This is a genomic window from Pseudomonas sp. F9001 (assembly GCF_013385435.1).
Classification (GTDB): Bacteria; Pseudomonadota; Gammaproteobacteria; order Pseudomonadales; family Pseudomonadaceae; genus Aquipseudomonas.
In genome coordinates, this window is the sequence record NZ_JACAPX010000050.1 from 426 (window position 1) to 18,629 (window position 18,204).

The window sequence follows — 18,204 nt, forward strand, 5'->3', positions numbered from 1 at the left end:
CATCCGCATCCGCATCAGCGTCAGCGTCAGCGTCAGCGTCAGCGTCAGCGTCAGCGTCCGCATCGGCATCGGCATCGGCATCGGCATCGGCATCGGCATCGGCATCGGCATCGGCATCGGCGTCAGCATCAGCGTCCGTATCATCAATATCAACAGCGATCACAGAAGCCGGAACAGACTCGTTGCCTGCTGCATCGGTCAATGTGACAGCCAGTGTTTCGCCGTTAACCTGAAGCGGATCCAGGGTGACTTGAAAATTACCGTCGTCGCCGACCGTGCCAGTGCCGATCACGTTGCCATCGGCGTCTTTCACGGTAACGGTCGCGCGCGGTTCGCCCTTGCCGGTGACGGTGCTGCCATCTTCGCCAACCACCAGGTTGGTTGGGGCATCCGGGGCGATGGTGTCCCCCGCGATGACGATGCCTGGCAGGGATTCCTTGCCCGAGAAGTTGCGCAGGAACACGCGTAGCCGCTCGCCATTGATGTGCAGCGAGTTCAGTTGCACCAGGAATGTGCCGTCATCTGCCACTGTTCCGCTGCCGACCACTTCACCAGCATCGTTGAGGACGATGACTTTGTGGGCCGCGGCGCCTTCACCGCTGAGCGTGTCACCCACGTCACTGATTGCCAGGTTGCGCGGCGCAAGCGGTGTCTCAATATCGGCGACAACCAGCGCACCCGGAGCCGACTCATTGCCGGCAGCGTCTTTGAGCGTGATCGCCAGGCTTTCGCCTTCGGGCGCGGGTGTGTCGAGCGAAACCTGGAAATTGCCATCCGCGCCGACGGCGCCCGTACCGATCACGTTGCCGCTGGCATCCTTGATGCTCACGGCAGCGTTCGGTTCACCTTTACCGCTGACAGTTGCGCCATCGGCACTGATCACCAGGTTGGTCGGCGCATCCGGGGCGGTGCTGTCGCCAGCCACCACGGGGCTGGCGGACGATTCATTGCCGGCAGCATCCTTGAGGGTGACTTGCAGGGTTTCGCCATTGGTTTGCGCAGTTCCCAGGGTGACCTGGAAGTTGCCTTCAGCATCCACGGTGCCGGTGCCGAGGACCTCGCCATTGGCATCCTTGATGATCACGGTCGAATTAGGCTCGCCCTTACCGCTGACGGTTGTACCGTCTGCACTGACGGCCAAACCGTTCGGTGCGGCGGGGGCGGTTGTATCACCCGCTACCACAGACGCAGGTTGCGATTCCTGACCCGCTGCATCCTTGAGGACGACTTGCAGGGTTTCGCCATTGGTTTGCGGCTTGTCCAGGTTGACCTGGAAGTTGCCGTCGGTACCCACAGTGCCTGTGCCCAGTACGTTACCGGCGGCATCCTTGACCGTGACTGTGGTGCCAGGCTGACCTTTACCGCTGACCACCGTGCCCGCGCTGTTGACCGATAAACCGGTCGCAGCACCGGGTGCAGGAACTGGCGTTTGATGATGATGGCCACCACCACCGCCACCACCGCTCAATGCCGCGGCGGTACCGCCGACGGCGAGGATGCCCAAGCCCCACAGCACCCAGTCCGGCACCGCACTGTCAGCGGCAATGGCTGCCACACCCAGGTCGTCCAGGGTCGAGATTTCGGTGAAATTGAAACCCGAATACGGCGTGGAATAGTTGCCGAGCAACAATGTTCCGTCGGCATTTTCCAGTACCAGTTGGTTAGCGGAGCCGTCGGCTCCCACCACAAAAAAGTTCTGAATGGTGATGGTTTCTCCAGACTTTAGAGTGACCACCAGGTTTTGGCCGGACTGTTGAAACGATTGAACGCTTTCTTGTCCGAACGGCAGTTTTACAATGCTGGTTCCCTTGAGGCTGGCGTTGCCAAAGGCATGCTCTGTCGCCGTCCCCGTTGCCTTGTCGACAATAGTTATGTTTTTCATCTCTCACCCGTTTTTTATATGGACACACGTATTTCAGCGCGAGCGAATGCCCACGACGGTAGTTACCGCCGAGCACGAAACTCTTTTTGCGTTTATATAGGACTGGTCAGGATTTACAGCGATCAACCGACGCCGGTTTCTTCACGACATTGCAGACCCACACGCGTGCGCTTGCAACACGCTGACACCGAATGAGGTGGCACATCCTTGGCGTCAGAATAAGCCTGCCCGGGCCTTGGGCTGGACTGCATCGCAGCCCAGAGGTCGAGCAACCGGGAGAGGTGGCGGGCCAGGATGCGGGCTTTTTCAAGTTCCAGGGCGGCCTCGTTCGATGAGGCCGATAGCCCTGGGAAACCCGATGTACGCATCCATTCGCTAGCCATCTCTGACACACCTGCACAACTTTGAAAGTACAACGCTTCGGCGGAAGTTATCGAGACGCAGCAACCATGACAACGCTCGCAAAACCGATACTAGCGAGGCAATAGTCAACATCAAAGAGAAATGTAAACACGCAATAAACATGGGTGTTTAATGAGGGAAGCCACGACAAACCGAACACACATAACCGAGAAATCAATTATAACGGCATGATAATCGAGCGCCCCATGGACACTCACCAAATGAATAACCCATGATCAAAAACATGATATTTCAGCGTCACACCTGAAACTTGTAAAAGTTTATTTCACAACTATAACAATGCAAAAAAACCTTATCCCTAGGCATTAGTCGATAAGTAATACCGCCCTCCCACAAACGTCGCGAAGGGGTTTATTCAGGCCAAAAAAAAGCACCAGTAGTGAGCTGGTGCTGGAAGGTCTACGCAGTAAAAATCAGGGGCCCACAGTGAAGAAGGACAATTGCCCTACTTTGGTTTTCGATAGCTGTTGATGATCGCCGAGAAGTCCTTGCCCCCTTCCCCACGTTGGCTCATCGATTGATACAACTGCTGCGCCACTGCGCCGAGGATCACCGGCTGGTGTGCCTGGCGGGCCGCTTCAGTGGCCAGTCCCAGATCCTTGAGCATCAGTTCCGCACCAAACCCACCGGTATAACCCCGGGACGACGGCGCCGTCTCGATAATCCCGGGCCATGGGTTGTAGGTGTCCGAACTCCAGCAGCGCCCGGTGGAGCTGTTGATGATTCCCGCCAACACTTGGGTGTCGATGCCCAGCGCATCGCCCAGGGCCATGGCTTCGCTGACGCCGACCATGGTGATACCCAGCAGCAGGTTGTTGCAGATCTTGGCGATTTGCCCGGTGCCGACTTCGCCGCAATGGACGATGTTGCGGCCCATCTGCGCCAATACCGGCTGCAGGGTGGCGAACAGTTCCGGGGTGGCGCCGACCATGAAGGTCAACGTCCCGGCCTGGGCACCGCCGGTGCCGCCGGACACTGGAGCATCCGCCATCACCACGCCTTGTTTCGCTGCCGCCGCCGCTACATCGCGGGCGGTCTGCGGGTCGATGGTGCTGCAATCCACCGCCGGCACGCCTTTGCCGATGCCGGCGAGCACGCCGTCTTCACCGAGCCACACACTGCGCACATGGGCCGCAGCCGGGAGCATGGTCACCACCAACTCGGCGCCTTCGGCTGCCGCGCGCGGTGAAGCGCTGATGGTGCCGCCCAGTTCCGCCAGTTCCTTGAGCACGGTCTGGTTCAGGTCGAACAGGTTCAGCGCATGGCCAGCCTTGATCAGGTTGCGCGCCATCGGCGCGCCCATGTTGCCCAGGCCGATAAATGCAATCTTCATGGTCGTCTCCTAGATCAGCGCAGGTTGATGGTGGTGTTGACGCCATCGTTGACGCTGTCGTCGTCGAACCAGCGGCTGGTGACGGTTTTGGTCTGGGTGTAGAACTGCACCACTTGCTTGCCGTACGGGCCCAGGTCGCCGAGTTTCGAACCACGGGAACCGGTGAAGCTGAAGAACGGAACCGGCACGGGGATCGGGATGTTGATGCCGACCTGGCCCACATCGATTTCGCTCTGGAATTTACGCGCTGCCGCGCCGCTCTGGGTGAACAGGCCGGTGCCGTTGCCGAACGGGTTGGCGTTGACCAGGGCGATGGCTTGGTCGAGGGTGTCGACTTCCAGCACCACCAGCACCGGGCCGAAGATTTCCTGGGTGTAGATCTGCATGTCGGTGGTCACGCCGGAGAACAACGTCGGGCCGACGAAATTGCCGTCCTCGAAACCCGGCACCTTGATGCCGCGGCCATCCAGCTCCAGCTTGGCACCTTCTTTTACGCCGCTTTCGATCAGGTCGAGAATGCGTGCCTTGGCGCGCTTGGAGATAACCGGACCCACATCGGTACCGGCTTCGCTGCCGGCGTTCACCTTGAGCTTTTGCGCCAGGGCCTTGAGGTCCGGCAGCCATTGCTTGGCCGCGCCTACCAGCACCACCACGGAAGTTGCCATGCAACGCTGACCCGCCGCACCGAAACCCGCGCCGACCAGGGCGTTCAGGGTTTGTTCGCGATTGGCATCCGGCAGCACCACGGCGTGGTTCTTGGCGCCCATCATGGATTGCACGCGCTTGCCGTGTTTACCGGCGAGGTCGTAGACGTGAGTCCCCACGGCGGTCGAACCGACGAAGGACACGGCCTTGATATCTTTGTGGGTGCACAGCGCATCCACCACGTCCTTGCCGCCGTGAACCACGTTCAGCACACCGGCTGGCACCCCGGCTTCCAGCGCCAGTTCAACCAGCAGCAGGGTCGACAGCGGGTCCTGTTCCGATGGCTTGAGTACGAACGTGTTACCGCAGGCAATGGCCATCGGGAACATCCACAGCGGAATCATCGCCGGGAAGTTGAACGGGGTGATGCCGGCGCACACGCCGATCGGCTGGCGCAGGGTGTAGGTATCCACACCGCCGGCGACGTTTTCAGCGAATTCGCCCATCTGCAGGGTGCCGATGGAGCACGCGTGCTCGACCACTTCCAGGCCACGGAAAATGTCGCCTTCAGCGTCGGCAATGGTCTTGCCCTGCTCGGCACTCAGGACCACGGCGATGCGCTTGGAGTGCTCGCGGATCAAGGCTTGCAGCTTGAGCATGATGCGCATGCGCGCACCGATCGGCGTCAGCTTCCAGGTCTGGAAGGCGCGATGGGCGGCGTCGATGGCAGCGTTGACTTCTTCAGGGGTGGAAAACGGTACGCGGGCCAGCACTTGCTGGGTAGCGGGGTTGACGATGTCTTGCCATTCGGTGGTCCTGGATTCGACCCACTCGCCGTTGATCAGCAGCTTGACCTGTTTTACGGAAATATCGGCAGATGCGTTCATGTGGTCTCCAATTCTTGTAGGTATGCAGAGAACCAAGGCGTTGAATCGCCTTGAGGATGAGGCGTTCGGACTGTTTTTGGAGTATAGATGTGCAAACTTCTAATAAGAACGCACATAAAAGCCGGTCCAATATGCAAAAAAACATCACGTCACTGGGCTCCCTGAACTGGGATGACCTGAAGTTTTTCCTCGAAGTCGCCCGTACCCGCAAGGCCAGCGTCGCTGCCAAGCGCCTGGCCGTGGACTACACCACGGTGTCGCGGCGCATCAGCTCCCTTGAAGGATCGTTGGGCACTCTCCTGTTTGAAAAGTCCCGGACCAACGGCTTCGTATTGACCACCGAAGGCCAGCGCCTGCTGGGCTACGCCGAGTCCATCGAAAGCACGTTGCACATGGCCTGCGAACAGGTTTCCGGCTCCGGCGTGGCGCTGTCCGGCCACGTGCGCATGGGTTGCACCGAAGGGTTCGGCAGCTTCTTCGTCACCCCGCAACTGAGCCACTTCGTCGACACCTACCCGGCGATCTCGGTGGACATCCTGCCCCTGCCCCACTTCATCAGCCTGTCCAAGCGCGAGGCGGATATCGTCATCGCCCTGGAGCGACCGGAACACGGGCCGTACGTGTGCTGCAAGCTGTGCGACTACAAGCTGCAGCTGTACGCGACGCAGGAATACCTGGACCAGCACCCGCCCATCCGCCGGGCGGCGGACCTGGCCGAGCATCCGTTTATCAGCTACGTGGATGATTTAGCGTTCAGTTCGGAGCTGCTGTACCTGGCCAATGTGGTGCCCGGCGCCAGCGCCAGTTTGCGCAGCACCAGCGTGATTGCGCAGTACGTGGCGGCGCAGCAAGGGCGCTCGCTGGCGATCCTGCCGTGCTTTTTGGCGGCACAGGACCCGCGGTTGCTGCCGGTGCTTTCGAAGGAGATAAACATTACGCGGCAGTTCTGGATGTACTGCCGCGAGGACTTGAGGAAGTTGAAACGGATCACCCTGCTGTGGGATTACATCCGTGAGGTGACGGAGCAGAATCAGCCGTTGTTGATGGGGGAAACGCGGGAGATGGTGTTTGCCGATTAAATAAAATGTGGGAGCCGGGCTTGCCCGCGATAGCAGTGTGTCAGTCACCCAATACATCAACTGATCCACCGCCATCGCGGGCAAGCCCGGCTCCCACATTGATTGCATTCCAACTCGAACTGCCCGAAAGCCAGACTAGTCCGCAATCACCACAATCGACACCCGGCGATTCTCGGTGCGCCCCGCCGCTGTCGCGTTGGACGCCACCGGCTCGCTGCTGCCCAGCCCGCGCAGTTGTACGTTTTCTTCTTTCATCCCAACGCCTGCCAACACGTGCGCGACGCTTTTGGCTCGGCGCAGGGACAGTTGCTGGTTGTAGGTTTCCTTGCCCGAGGCGTCGGTGTGGCCGTCGACCCGCACGCGCTCAATGCCCACGCCCAGCAGCGCCTTGCCGATGCGCTGGACGATCTCGGTGCTGGGGGCATTCAGACTTTCGACGTCGCTGCCAAACAGCACCTTGCCCGAGAGGCCGAAGGCCCAGCCTTCGTCAGTCAGTTCAAAACCCTGCTGTTTGAGCACGGCGATTTGCGCCGGTGTCAGGCCTTTTGGCGGCGGGGTCTGGCAGCCGCTCAGGGCGAGCAGAGCCACGAGCAAGGTGATGAATAAAAAGCGTGCGGTCGAGAACAAGGGATCAACTCCTGTGTTGAACGTCGGCGGCGGGGGACTCCGATTCCGCCGTTTGCTGGCCACCCTGGGAAAGCCGTTTGGCCTGGTACATCGCCGCGTCGGCGGCGTTGAGCAGGTTACCGGGGGTGGCGCCATGATCGGGGTAGACGGCGATGCCGATACTGAGTGAGGTCAATACGTGGGCGTCGCCGGGCAGCGCAATGGGCGCGTCCATGCTGGCGATGATTTTTTCGGCAATGCGCTGGGCGTCCTCAAGTCGGTGCAAAGGCGACAGCAAGATGGCGAATTCATCGCCGCCCAGGCGTGCCACCAGGTCGTCTTCACGCAGTTGCGCACGAATGCGCTTAGCCACTGCCACCAATACCGCATCGCCGGCGGCGTGGCCGAAGTTGTCGTTGATGTCTTTAAAGCGGTCGCTGTCGAGGAACAAGACCGCCACTTTCTCGTTGAGCTTGGCGGCGCTGCGCAGGGCGCGGATCAGCCGCCCTTCGAAGAACGCACGGTTGGGCAGCCCGGTCAGGCTGTCGTGGCTGGCCTGGTGGGCGAGGGTTTCGTTTTCGCTTTGCAGGTGGGTCTGCCAGGCCTCCAGTTCGTCGAGCAGGGCATTGAAGTCATTGCCCAGGCTGTCGAGTTCGGCGATTTTCGCCGGCGGTACGCGTCGGTCAAAGGCCCGCTCGCTTCGGGCGGCGTGGGCCACCGAGGCCAGGCTGTGCAACGGCCCGGTGATGCCGCGTAACAAACGCCGCGCCAGGTACAGTGCAACCCAGGCGCTGAGGGCGGTGCACACCAGAATCCCGGCAAGGCCGCTGAGCAGGAAGCGCAACAGGCTGCCGCCGTGGCCGGTCAGGTGCACGCTGCCGATGACCTGGCCCTGGTGCAGGATCGGCTGGGTGATGGGTTGTTCGAGCAGGGCATGCGCCAACTGCAGCTCAATCATCGACAGCATCCCGGTTTCAGGGCGCTCCCAATGGGCCAGTTGCTTGCCGTCGACGTTGAAGACTTCCGCCTCGGCCACTTCTTCCTCCGAGGCGATCACGCCCAACGCCTCGGTGGCCGCCGCGCTGTCGTTGAACACCACGGCCGCTTCCACGGTGTAGTTGATGGAGCGGGCGATCAGGTGCAGATTGTGGTCGGCATACACCCGCAGCGCGAGCACGCCGAGCAGGGTCAGGGAGATACTGGCCATGCTGACGGCCATCAGCGCCAGGCTCAGGTGCCCGCGCCCGATCACTGAACGCAAGGTAGGACGCACTGGCGCCTTATCGACACTCATGACCCCGGCGCTCGACGTCGGGACAGTTGCAGCACACTCGGATGAATGCGCACACCGCTACGGGCAACGGAATCCAGGTTGACCTCGAACGACACCTGTTCGTCGGCTACCCGCAGGCAGAACAGGCTGCCCACGGTGCATTGGTCGCCGCCTTCGCTGATGCTGAGCACCGGATGGCCGATCAGTGATGCGAACAGGCGGCTGCGCTCGTCGCTGGTCAATTGGCCGATGTACACGGCATCGCAGGCATTGGCGATGTCTGGATGGTCGGCCAGCAAACGCTGCACCACTACCGGACGGCCGGTAGCCTGGGTGGTGCCTTTGACCAGGTCATCGGTGTATTGGGTTGGCCCGACGATGCACAAACGCAATTGCGCGGGCTCTACCGGCCAGCGGGCGTAACTGAGAATACCCAGGACCACTTGGGTGACGGCCTTGGCCCGCTGATCGGCCATGCCGGCAGGCGGCTGGGCAAAAACGAGGGGCGTGAACACGCACAGAAGCGCCAACAGCAGCATTCGTCTCCAGCTCAAACTTCGCTCTGTGGGCGAGACAGCCACGTTCATGCAGCGATTCTCTTTGATCTTCTCGGGATGATGCCGCAACGATAGCACAACGGCGGAAAACCCCCGAGGCGACACCCAGGAGGATTCCGACATTTTATTAAGAAAAATCACACATTTGGATCAGAAAATTTAGATGACTCATTGGTCAGCTTCTTTGACGATCAAGTGCCCAGTTCCAGCATCAGCCCACTCAAGCGTTTCACCTTGCGGCTCACCGCCTCTTCGAATACGCCACCCCGCGGTTCGATCAGGCTGAACCAGTCCTTGGCGCGGGTGATGCCGGTGTAGATCAGCTCTTTGGTGAGCACCGGGTTCAAGGCGTCCGGCAGAATCAGTGCGGTGTGGGTGAATTCAGAGCCCTGAGATTTGTGCACCGTCATCGCATAGACGGTTTCGACGTCGTTGAGCCGGCTGGGCAACACAAACCGTACGCCGCCCTGGCCATCGTTGCGCGGGAACGCGACGCGCAGAACCTGCGGCCCGCCGTCGCTTTCGGGCAGCTTGAGGGCGATACCGATATCGCCGTTCATCAGGCCCAGGCCGTAATCGTTGCGAGTCATCAACACCGGGCGCCCTTCGTACCATTGCTGGTCGCTGTCGATCAGCCGAGCCTTGAGCAGCGCGGCGGTAATGCGCAGGTTCAGGCCCTCCACGCCCCATGGGCCCTTGCGTACGGCGCAGAGCAGCTGGAAAGCGTCGAAGGCTTTCAGCAGCTTTTGCGCCCAGAGCGTCCAGGCCTCGTCATCCCGTGGCGTCTCCAGGGACGGACGCGCGGTCTGCAGCAGTTTCAGGTAATGGCGATAACCGTGGGCACCGTCGCCATGGCCGTCCAGCACCAGGCGCTCCAGGGCATGGTCGTGCTCGCCCTTGAGGCTGACGCAAAACAGGTCGGCATGGCTGCGGGCAGCCAGCAGTTTGCGGGCCTGCTCAGGGTTTTGCTGGTTGACCCAGCGGGCCAGCTGGCCAATGCCGCTGCCTTCGCCGAAACGCCGCGAGTAACGCAGCATCACCACTTGTTGCGCCAAGGGGTGGCTACCGTCGAGGTCTTCCTGCAGGCCGCTGGCGCCGAGGTCTTCGCCGCTGACCTGTTGCAGCCACTGGCGGGTTTGCGGGCTGTAGAAACCGGCTTCGGCGTCGCGGCACAAATCCCCCAGCACCGCCCCGGCTTCAACCGAGGCCAACTGGTCCTTGTCACCCAGCAGCACCAGGCGAGCATGGGGTGGCAAGGCGTCCAGCAGGTTGGCCATCATTTCCAGGTCGATCATCGAGGCTTCGTCTACCACCAGCACGTCCAGGGGCAACGGATTGCCGATGTGATGCCGGAAGTGTCGGGTGCCGGGACGGCTGCCGAGCAAACGGTGAACGGTGGTGACCTGGGTCGGGATTTTTTCCTTCACCGCATCAGGCACTTTCAGCGACAGCACTTGCTGGCTGATGGACTCGGTCAAGCGCGCGGCCGCCTTGCCGGTGGGCGCCGCCAGACGGATGCGCAACGCGCTGCCCGCTTCCACGGCGGGGGCCTGCAACAGTGCAAGCAAACGCACCACCGTGGTGGTCTTGCCGGTACCCGGCCCGCCGGTGACGATGCTGAATGCACCGCGGGTGGCCAAGGCGCAGGCGAGTTTTTGCCAGTCGACAACACCGTCTGGCGGGGCCTGGTCGAACAGGCGATTCAGGCGTTCGGGCAGATCGGCGGCAACGCTTTCCCGGGTGGCGAGTCGCAGGCGCAAAGCGCTGTCGATACGCCGTTCGTAGGTCCAGTAGCGGCGCAAGTACAGGCGTTTGCCCGACAGCACCAGTGGCCGGCTTTGCGCCTCCTCGCTGCCGTCGACGGCCAGTGCCACCAGACGGCTGGCGGCCAGGGCATAGCACCAATGGGCGCCGTCCAGGCCGTCGAGCAACTGTGATGGCAGTAGCATGACGCCGGTTTGCACATCGCCTTCGGGTGGCAGCGACAGAGCGAAATCCGGGGCCTTGAGGGTTTCGAACAGGTCCAGGCATACATGGCCATGGCCCAGTTGGTGGCTGGTCAGGGCCGCGGCCAGCAGGACTAAAGGATCAGCCTGCGGATCGAGTTCGTGGAGGAAGCCGACAAAGGCCTTGTCCAGCGCGCGCAACCAGCCGCGCTGCACCCAGAGATCGAGCAGTTGCACCAGGTCGGCGGCGCGGCTGAGGGGCGTCAGCTCCTCAAGCGGTAACGGCGACAGGCTCATAGCAGCTCTCCTTGTTCCCAGGCGGGCTCGGCCTTGGGTGGTAGCGGTTTGCCCTGGAACAGCAGGTCCAGGCTTTCGATCAATTCCCGGGGTGGTCGGGTGAAATACGCGCCCTGGCTCGCGGAATGGGTGCCTCGCAGGAACAGGTACAACGCGCCGCCGACGTGACGGTCGTAGTCGTACTCCGGCAGCCGAGCCTTCAGCTGGCGATGCAGGGCCAGCAGGTAAAGTACGTATTGCAGGTCGTAACGATGGTCGAGGATCGACAGTTCCATGGCCTGCTGCGTGTAGGCCGAATCATCGGGACCAAGCCAATTGGATTTGTAGTCGGCCACGTAGTAGCGGCCTTCGTGCTCAAAGGTCAGGTCGATAAAACCCTTGAACATGCCATTGAGCAGCACCGGTTCGGCGGCCACGCGGGATACGCCATTGTGAGTGTGCTGGCACACCAGTTTGTCGAGTGCGAGGACGTCGACCTTGTGGCTGGCAAACCAGAACTCCATTTCGATCTGGTACTGCCGCAACTCGCTAAGGGCCACCTGCCCGTTGCCCAGCGGCAACCGGGCTTGCAACAGATGCCCGAGCCAACCGCCGAGTGTGCCGATCCAGCCTTCCCAGCCACGTCGGTTGCAGCGGCGGGCAACCGCATCTTCGATGGCCTCCGGAGTAACATTGAAGCCTTCGCCGCCCGCCCATTCCAGCAGGCCATGGAGGAAGGTGCCGGGATTCGGCCCGCGTGGGAAACGGTGAATATCGCCACCGGAAGGCGGCACTTCGCGTGGGGCATCCGGGTCGAGGCGTTCGTCATCGAACAGCTTCTGCGCTTGTGGGCTTTCCGGCGCTTCGAGGCTCGCCGCACTCATGCTCTCGCCGATACGCAGCGCGCTGTAGGAAGCGATCCACCAGTTTTCTGCCGCCTTGCGCTTGGGCAGCAGCGGCGCGAGCAAGGTGGCTTCGTTACGCGGCGGGTGGAATACGACCGCATCGGCCTCGGGCATTTCTGCGTAATGCAGTGCCGGGCAACCTTCCTGCAGGTCAAGCAACCAGCGGGCCAGGCCGCCGGACTCGCCAAGTGAAGCGCCGCCGCCGAGCAAGTAGCCCAGGGCCGACAGGTGCAGCACCGAGCTGTTGTTATTGCCACGCTTGAGGTCGGCGATGCCCAGCCAGCAGGCGTGTTTGGCGCGGGTCAGCGCCACGTAAAACAGACGCAAGTCTTCGGCCAGGCGCTCATCGTCGGCTTGGGCGATCAACTCGGCGGTGGGCCTGAGGCTGACCTGGGATTTGCCGTTTGCGTCGTGGTAATGCAACGGCAGGCGGCTGCCATCAACCGGTTTTGCCGAGCAAATGAACGGCAGGAAAACCAGGTCGTATTCCAGCCCCTTGGATTTGTGGATCGTTACCACTTTGACCAGTTGTTCATCACTTTCCAGGCGCAGGATCTGCTCTTCACCGGCCTGGCCGGAAAGCGCGAGATGTTCGGCCAGATGGCGAATCAGCGCTTGTTCACCGTCCAGCTCTGCGGCCGCCTGTTGCAGCAATTCCGAGAGGTGCAACAGGTTGGTCAATACCCGCTCGCCATCGCTGCGCGTGATCAGGGTTTGCGGCAATTTGAAGTCGTGCAACAGGCGCCGCAGCATCGGCAGCACGCCTTGGGTGCGCCAGATCGTACGGTAATCGCGGAACTGCATTACGCGTTGTTCCCACGCCAGTTCGTCCTGGTTCAGACGCTCCAGTTCGGGCAGCGACAGGTTCAAGGTGACGCAAGCCAGGGCGGCGCGCAGTGGGCGCTCGACGTCCGGCTCGGCACAGGCCTTGAGCCAGGCCAGCAGGTCGTGGGCTTCCTGGGCGGCGAACACGGAATCCTTATCGGAAAGGTAAACGCTGCGCACGCCACGGGCAGCCAGTTCACCGCGCACGGCCTGGGCTTCCTTGCCGTCGCGCACGAGGATGGCGATGTCTGACGGCAGAACGCCTTTGAAGCTAGCGTCTTTGCCGAGGAATCCGGCAGTTCCCTGCTGGCCGCCATTGAGTAACGCGACGATTTGACTGGCACAGGACGCGGCCAACTGTTGGCGGTAGAGCACGCCGGAGATCGGCTGGTCGGTGGGTAGATGCCAGAGATTCAGCGCAGGCAACGTCTGACCGTTGACCTGCAGTTGTTCCTTACGGCCTTGGGACAATACCGACTGGAACGGCACCGGATTCGTACCGTCTGGTTCACGGAACAGGAACGCTCCACGGCCTTTTTCTGCGCGCTGGAATACGTGGTTTACCGCCTCGACCATGGCGTGGCTCGAACGGAAGTTGGTGCCCAGCGTGTGATGGCGGCCGGTGGTGGACTGGCGCGCGCGCAGGTAGGTGTAGATGTCGGCGCCACGGAAGGCGTAGATCGCCTGCTTTGGGTCGCCGATCAGGAACAGGCCGCTGTCGAGGTGGTTTTCTTCGATGCGGTAGATACTGTCGAAGATGCTGTATTGCACCGGGTCGGTGTCCTGGAATTCGTCGATCAGGGCGACCGGGAATTGCTCGCGGATCACGCTGGCCAAACGCTCGCCGCCGTCGGCTTGCAGGGCGGCGTTGAGGCGGATCAGCATGTCGTCGAAGCCCATTTCGGCGCGACGGCGCTTTTCTTCTTCGAAGCGTTTCCCCACCCAGCCGGCGGCGTGTTGCAGCACAGCAGCATCGGGCGTTGGCAGGGCGTCGAGGCTGGCCTTGAGACTGGCCATGGCGTCGATACCCGGATGGCGTGGTGGTTCGCCTTTCCAGGCTTCGGCCATGCCGTCGGGGGTCAGGCGGGTGAAACCGGTGCCGATGTCCAGTTGTTCGAGAGACTCGTCAGCTGCCCAGGCGCTGATTTTTTCGAACCAGGGCTCGAAGTAACGGGCTTGCATCTTGCGACCATCGACGGCTTTGGCGGCGACGGCCTGCAGGCAAATGTTGCGCAATTCTTCTGCCCATTGTTGCCAGGGTGCCTTGAGCGCGACGAGGGCTTGGCGGCGCTCTTGCAGGCATTCGTTGATCAGCTCGGCGGGGTCACGCGTTTCATCCGTGGGCCGCTCGCTGCCGAACAGCGCGCGTACCCGTGGCATCAGGGCCGCCGGGCCGCCCCAATTGTTGCGCACCCAGTTCAGCGCATCGTCGTGCATCGGGTAGCAGAACAGCCGCCAGTAGTCGCGCAGCACTTCGCCGAGCAGGTCGCTGTGGTCAGTTTCCAGGGTCTGGGTGAACAGGCTGCCGCTGTCGAAGGCGTGTTCGCGCAGCATGCGCTGGCACCAGCTGTGAATGGTCGAGACGGCGGCTTCATCCATCCACTGGGCGGCGATGTCCAGGCGATTGGCGCAGCCGGGCCATTGTTCGGGGCTGTATTGGTCGCGCAGTTCGGCGATCAACGCGTCGGGTTCTTCGATTTCTTCGCGGAAAAAACGCGCGGCTTCTGCCAGGCGGATTCGGATGCGTTCACGCAGCTCTTTGGTGGCGGCATCAGTAAAGGTCACGACGAGAATTTGCGGCGGCAGCAACTCGCGGCCGAAGCCCGACTCGTCCCCTCCGTGGCCGAGTACCAGACGCAGGTAGAGCGCTGAGATGGTAAATGTCTTGCCTGTGCCGGCACTGGCTTCGATCAGTTGGCTGCCCTTGAGCGGGAAGGCCAGCGCCAGGGGTTTTGTACCGCTCATGCGCTGGCCTCCGCGCTGGTGAGTGATCGCCAGGGAGCGTTGATCAACGGTCGATAGAGGGTTTCGCACCAGCCTTCGAACTCTTCGCTGGCCATCAAGGCGGCGTAGTCGGGGAACTGTCGGATGAGCGCAGGGCTTTCACGGCGCTCGCCGTCGCTGGTTTGGCCGTCGCCTTCGTAGGCTTTGCTGGCGGCGGCTTGCGCTTTGGCCGGGTCGGTTTGACCGAGCCAGGCGAATGCGGTTTTAACGGCGACCGGCAGTGGTTCGCTCATGCCGGTTTTCCAGGCGAGCAGCAGGTTGCCGAGGAGCTCCCGGGCTGTGGCTTGCTCAAGTGGGGCCAATAGCAGTGTGTCGTCGCTGGCGACCAGGCCGGTACTTAACGGAAGGCCGCAGGCACAGGCCACCAGGTGGTTGACCCATGGGCGAATCAGGCGATGCCACTTACGGGTCTTGATCGAGCCGATGCTGTTGGGGATGGCGGTGACGCTTAGAAAGCCGCCATCGCTGCGTTGATGCAGGCCACTGATCCAACCTTCCAGCTGGATGCCTTGATGCTCAAAACTGATCGGTTCGGCGCTGGTATGCGGAGTGGGCCAGAGTGCCAGGAGTTGCTGGTAACGCTGCAACAGGTCGGGCAGAGGCTCGATCAGTTCTTTGCGCAGGCATTCGCCGAAACCAACCATCGGCAACAAGCCACTGCCTTGCAGACGCAGGGCCTGGGCGTTGAGGGCTTCGTCGAGGTTGTCGGGGCGGGTGAGTGCCGCCGTGAGCAAACTGTCGCTCAGGTTATAGCGCTGCAGTGCATCGAGGACGAAGGGTTCTTCATCTTCCAGCGGGACTTCGGCGGCTTCGAAAAACACTTTCAGGCGCTGGCTGAAGAAGTGTTTGACCGGGTTGCGCAGGAAGTCTTGCAGTTGGCCAAGGCTCAACGGTTCTTCCTGGGTGTAGGGTGCGAGGCTGCCGGTATCGGGAAGGCTGTCCGGGGTTGCGTGGAGCAACTGCCATTCGCGGGCGTAGCTGAACAGCTCGTCACCTTCATGGAAGTAGCGGGCGCTGAAGGGCTGGAGCGGGTGTTCCTGGGTGGTGGCTTCCAGGAGTGGTTCGCCACTGGTGGTGTGCCAGCCGCTGGCGATGTGGTCGCGCAACTGCCCGATCAGGACCGATGCCGGGCGATCACTGTTGTCGCGGATACTGCGGCCGACCCAACTGATGTAGAGCTGGTCGCGGGCGGAGAGCAGGGCTTCGAGCAACAGGTAGCGGTCGTCTTCGCGGCGTGACCGATCGCCTGGGCGGTAGTCGCTGCCCATCAGGTCGAAGTCCAGCGGCGGTTGCGCGCGTGGGTAGTCGCCATCGTTCATGCCAAGTAGGCAAACCAGCTTGAATGGGATCGCGCGCATGGGCATCAAGGTACAAAAATTGACAGCTCCCGCGAGGAAGCGCTGGGACAGTCGGCCTTGGTCGAGGCCTGCCAGCCAGGCCTCGCGGACTACGGTCAGGGGTAATTCGTCATGCAGGCCGACGGACTCGCAGGTCTCCAGCCAGGTTTCTCTCAGTTGCTCGAGTTGACCCAACAGGTAGTCGTCGTGCTCGTTGCTCGGGAGGAAGAACAACTGCATCAGGTTTTGCAGGCGCTCGCCCCACTCTGTCGGCGCGGCAGGTTGCGAAAGTGCCTGGTGGGCGTCGTGCAGCGCATCGAGCAGTGCGACCAGCGGGCCGATCAAGGCCGCATCGAGTCCGCCGATTTCATCGTACGGCTCGATGCCATCGCAGGCAGAGCCCGTACCGACGGCGTAGCCCAGGAGCATGCGACGCAGGCCGAACCGCCAGCTGTTTTGCTCCAGCTCCTGGGGCAAGCCGAGGCCGGCGCGTTGTTCGGCGTTGAGGCCCCAGCGGATACCGGCGCCTTCGATCCAGCGGTGCAGGGTCGGCAGGTCGCGCTCCTTGATGGCGAAGCGTTCCCGCAGTGCCGGGACGTCGAGCAGGTCGAGGATTTCGCTGACCGGAAAGCGGCTGTCCGGGAGCTTGAGCAGGTGCTCGACGGCGATCAGTAACGGATCGCGACCGCGCTGGCCCTGGTCCGTAAGCGTGAACGGAATGAAGCGTAGGTCGCTTCTTTCAAGCTGGCCGAATACGGCGCGAATATGCGGCGCGTAGCTGTCGACGTCGGGGACCATGACGATAATGTCCCGTGGGCGCAGCGTGGGGTCGGCGCTGAAGCGCTGCAGTAACTGGTCGTGAAGAACTTCAACTTCGCGTTGGGCACTGTGGGCGATGTGGAAGCGGATGGAAGTGTCGCGCGCCAGGTCGACGCTTGGCCAGAGGTCGCGGGTTTCGTTGAGGGGGCGCAGTTCGAGGATGTCGTCCTGGAGTTGGTTGAGCAAGGTGGTGGGCTCGCTCTCGCTGAACAGGTCGATACGACCGTCACGGAATGCCGAGCGGTAACTGTTGGGGTCGTCGTAGCTGTCCAACAGGTTGATGTAGTCGCGACCTTGCTTACCCCAGGCAGCGAGCAGCGGGTGGGCGTGCTGATGCAGGGTTTGCGGGTCGATGGTGACCGGCATTCCGGCCTTGCGTGCCTGGCGCTTGTATTCGTTTCGGAGCAGGTCTTTGTCGGCGACGATGTCGGACCAGTGATGGCGACAAGGGTTGTGCACACACAGCAGCACCTGGCTGAAACGGGCGAGGCCGGCAAGGGCTTCCAGCGCTTGGGCTGGCAAGGAGGAAATGCCGAAGACGATCACGCGGGAGGGCAGGCCTATCGGTGCCTGCTCCAGGCTATTGATGCGCTCGATAAAGCGTTGGTGAACTCCGGCGCGACTTTGAGCCATGCCCTCCTCTCCTACGTCCAACAGCAGGGCGCGCCATAGTTCGGCTTGCCAGCAGTTGGCCGGGCTCAAAGGTTTGGATTCGCCACGGCCATTGCGCAGTTGATGGCGACCGGCAGCCCAATCTTCCAGCCAGTCGGCACGGTAGACCTGGTATTGGTCGAACAGGTCGGCGAGGCGTTCCGCGAGTTGGTAGCGTTTGCGCAGATCCGTATCGTGGGTCAGGAAGCGTTGCAGGGGTTCGAAATGGGGCTGATCGATCAGCTCGGGGAGCAGGCGCATGAGGCGCCAGGTCAGTGGGGCTTTATCCAGCAGGGATTTGGGCGGGATCTCGTCTTTGCCCAGGACCATGCGATAGAGCTGCCACATGAAGCTGCCGGGAAGCTGCACATCAATAGCGGCAGCGATGCCGCAACCGCCCATGTCGTCGTCTTCAGGGTCTTCAGCCAGCGCCAGTTTCAGCCACTGGGCAATACCGTTGCTTTGTACCAGGGCGATTTCGTTTTCCAGGGGAGCCAGCGGGTAACGGCGCATCCAGCTGACAACCAGGCTGCGCAGTTCATCCAGGCGGTTGCCGTGAACCACCATGAATCCAGCACTGAGGGACGTCGCATCCGGCATAACGGCTTCCTTGGGAAAAGCAAAATCGAGGGATGGACTTTAGCATTGAAGACAATCGTAGGCTGCAAGTGAGGAACACTTGGAGACGCTCGCCATACTTTCCGACCGCCCAAAACAAAACCCCTGATTGCGTTAGCAATCAGGGGTTCTGGAATT

At 61.8% G+C, this 18,204-nt stretch carries 10 protein-coding genes; 1 reads left to right on the forward strand and 9 read right to left on the reverse strand.

The genetic code is table 11. The features are described 5' to 3' along the window. The 3 genes from HX818_RS29540 to HX818_RS29550 form a co-directional block, all read right to left on the reverse strand. Window positions 1-1,882, reverse strand: a 1,882-nt coding sequence (locus HX818_RS29540; protein ID WP_177021260.1) for an Ig-like domain-containing protein, incomplete at its 3' end; no start/stop codon positions are given. An 868-nt stretch (window positions 1,883-2,750) separates the two neighbouring features. Beyond that, complete coding sequence (gene mmsB / locus HX818_RS29545) at window positions 2,751-3,638, reverse strand: 3-hydroxyisobutyrate dehydrogenase (protein ID WP_003214181.1); 888 nt, start codon at window positions 3,636-3,638, stop codon at window positions 2,751-2,753. A 14-nt stretch (window positions 3,639-3,652) separates the two neighbouring features. After that, window positions 3,653-5,170 (reverse strand): CoA-acylating methylmalonate-semialdehyde dehydrogenase, encoded by a 1,518-nt coding sequence (locus HX818_RS29550; protein ID WP_008430611.1) that lies wholly within the window; start codon window positions 5,168-5,170, stop codon window positions 3,653-3,655. A gap of 131 nt (window positions 5,171-5,301) precedes the next feature. On the opposite strand from HX818_RS29550, the gene HX818_RS29555 reads away from it, so the two are divergent. Further along, complete coding sequence (locus HX818_RS29555) at window positions 5,302-6,249, forward strand: LysR family transcriptional regulator (RefSeq protein ID WP_087694895.1); 948 nt, start codon at window positions 5,302-5,304, stop codon at window positions 6,247-6,249. 135 nt (window positions 6,250-6,384) lie between these two features. On the opposite strand, the gene HX818_RS29560 is transcribed toward HX818_RS29555, so the two are convergent. The 6 genes from HX818_RS29560 to recC form a co-directional block, all read right to left on the reverse strand. After that, complete coding sequence (locus tag HX818_RS29560) at window positions 6,385-6,876, reverse strand: OmpA family protein (protein ID WP_003214188.1); 492 nt, start codon at window positions 6,874-6,876, stop codon at window positions 6,385-6,387. A gap of 4 nt (window positions 6,877-6,880) precedes the next feature. Beyond that, window positions 6,881-8,149 carry a diguanylate cyclase domain-containing protein gene (locus HX818_RS29565; protein ID WP_102368026.1) on the reverse strand — a complete coding sequence of 423 codons (1,269 nt, stop codon included), beginning with the start codon at window positions 8,147-8,149 and terminating at the stop codon, window positions 6,881-6,883. After that, window positions 8,146-8,715 carry a YfiR family protein gene (locus HX818_RS29570; RefSeq protein ID WP_177010073.1) on the reverse strand — a complete coding sequence of 190 codons (570 nt, stop codon included), beginning with the start codon at window positions 8,713-8,715 and terminating at the stop codon, window positions 8,146-8,148. Before HX818_RS29570 ends, HX818_RS29565 begins: the two co-directional genes overlap by 4 nt. Before the next feature lie 161 nt (window positions 8,716-8,876). Beyond that, window positions 8,877-10,928 (reverse strand): exodeoxyribonuclease V subunit alpha, encoded by a 2,052-nt coding sequence (gene recD / locus HX818_RS29575; protein WP_177021261.1) that lies wholly within the window; start codon window positions 10,926-10,928, stop codon window positions 8,877-8,879. After that, complete coding sequence (recB, locus tag HX818_RS29580; RefSeq protein ID WP_177021262.1) at window positions 10,925-14,602, reverse strand: exodeoxyribonuclease V subunit beta; 3,678 nt, start codon at window positions 14,600-14,602, stop codon at window positions 10,925-10,927. Before recB ends, recD begins: the two co-directional genes overlap by 4 nt. Then, entirely contained in the window at window positions 14,599-18,048 is a 3,450-nt protein-coding gene (recC, locus tag HX818_RS29585) for an exodeoxyribonuclease V subunit gamma (protein WP_177021263.1), read from the reverse strand. The genes recB and recC overlap by 4 nt, the downstream gene beginning before the upstream one ends. Window positions 18,049-18,204: the final 156 nt, after the last annotated feature.

Coding starts and splice junctions, on each gene's coding strand:
- recC (WP_177021263.1), bottom strand. CDS start 18,048: ATGCCGGATGCGACGTCCCTCAGTGCTGGATTCATGGTGGTTCACGGC.
- HX818_RS29570 (WP_177010073.1), bottom strand. CDS start 8,715: ATGAACGTGGCTGTCTCGCCCACAGAGCGAAGTTTGAGCTGGAGACGA.
- HX818_RS29555 (WP_087694895.1), top strand. CDS start 5,302: ATGCAAAAAAACATCACGTCACTGGGCTCCCTGAACTGGGATGACCTG.
- mmsB (WP_003214181.1), bottom strand. CDS start 3,638: ATGAAGATTGCATTTATCGGCCTGGGCAACATGGGCGCGCCGATGGCG.
- recD (WP_177021261.1), bottom strand. CDS start 10,928: ATGAGCCTGTCGCCGTTACCGCTTGAGGAGCTGACGCCCCTCAGCCGC.
- recB (WP_177021262.1), bottom strand. CDS start 14,602: ATGAGCGGTACAAAACCCCTGGCGCTGGCCTTCCCGCTCAAGGGCAGC.
- HX818_RS29550 (WP_008430611.1), bottom strand. CDS start 5,170: ATGAACGCATCTGCCGATATTTCCGTAAAACAGGTCAAGCTGCTGATC.
- HX818_RS29565 (WP_102368026.1), bottom strand. CDS start 8,149: ATGAGTGTCGATAAGGCGCCAGTGCGTCCTACCTTGCGTTCAGTGATC.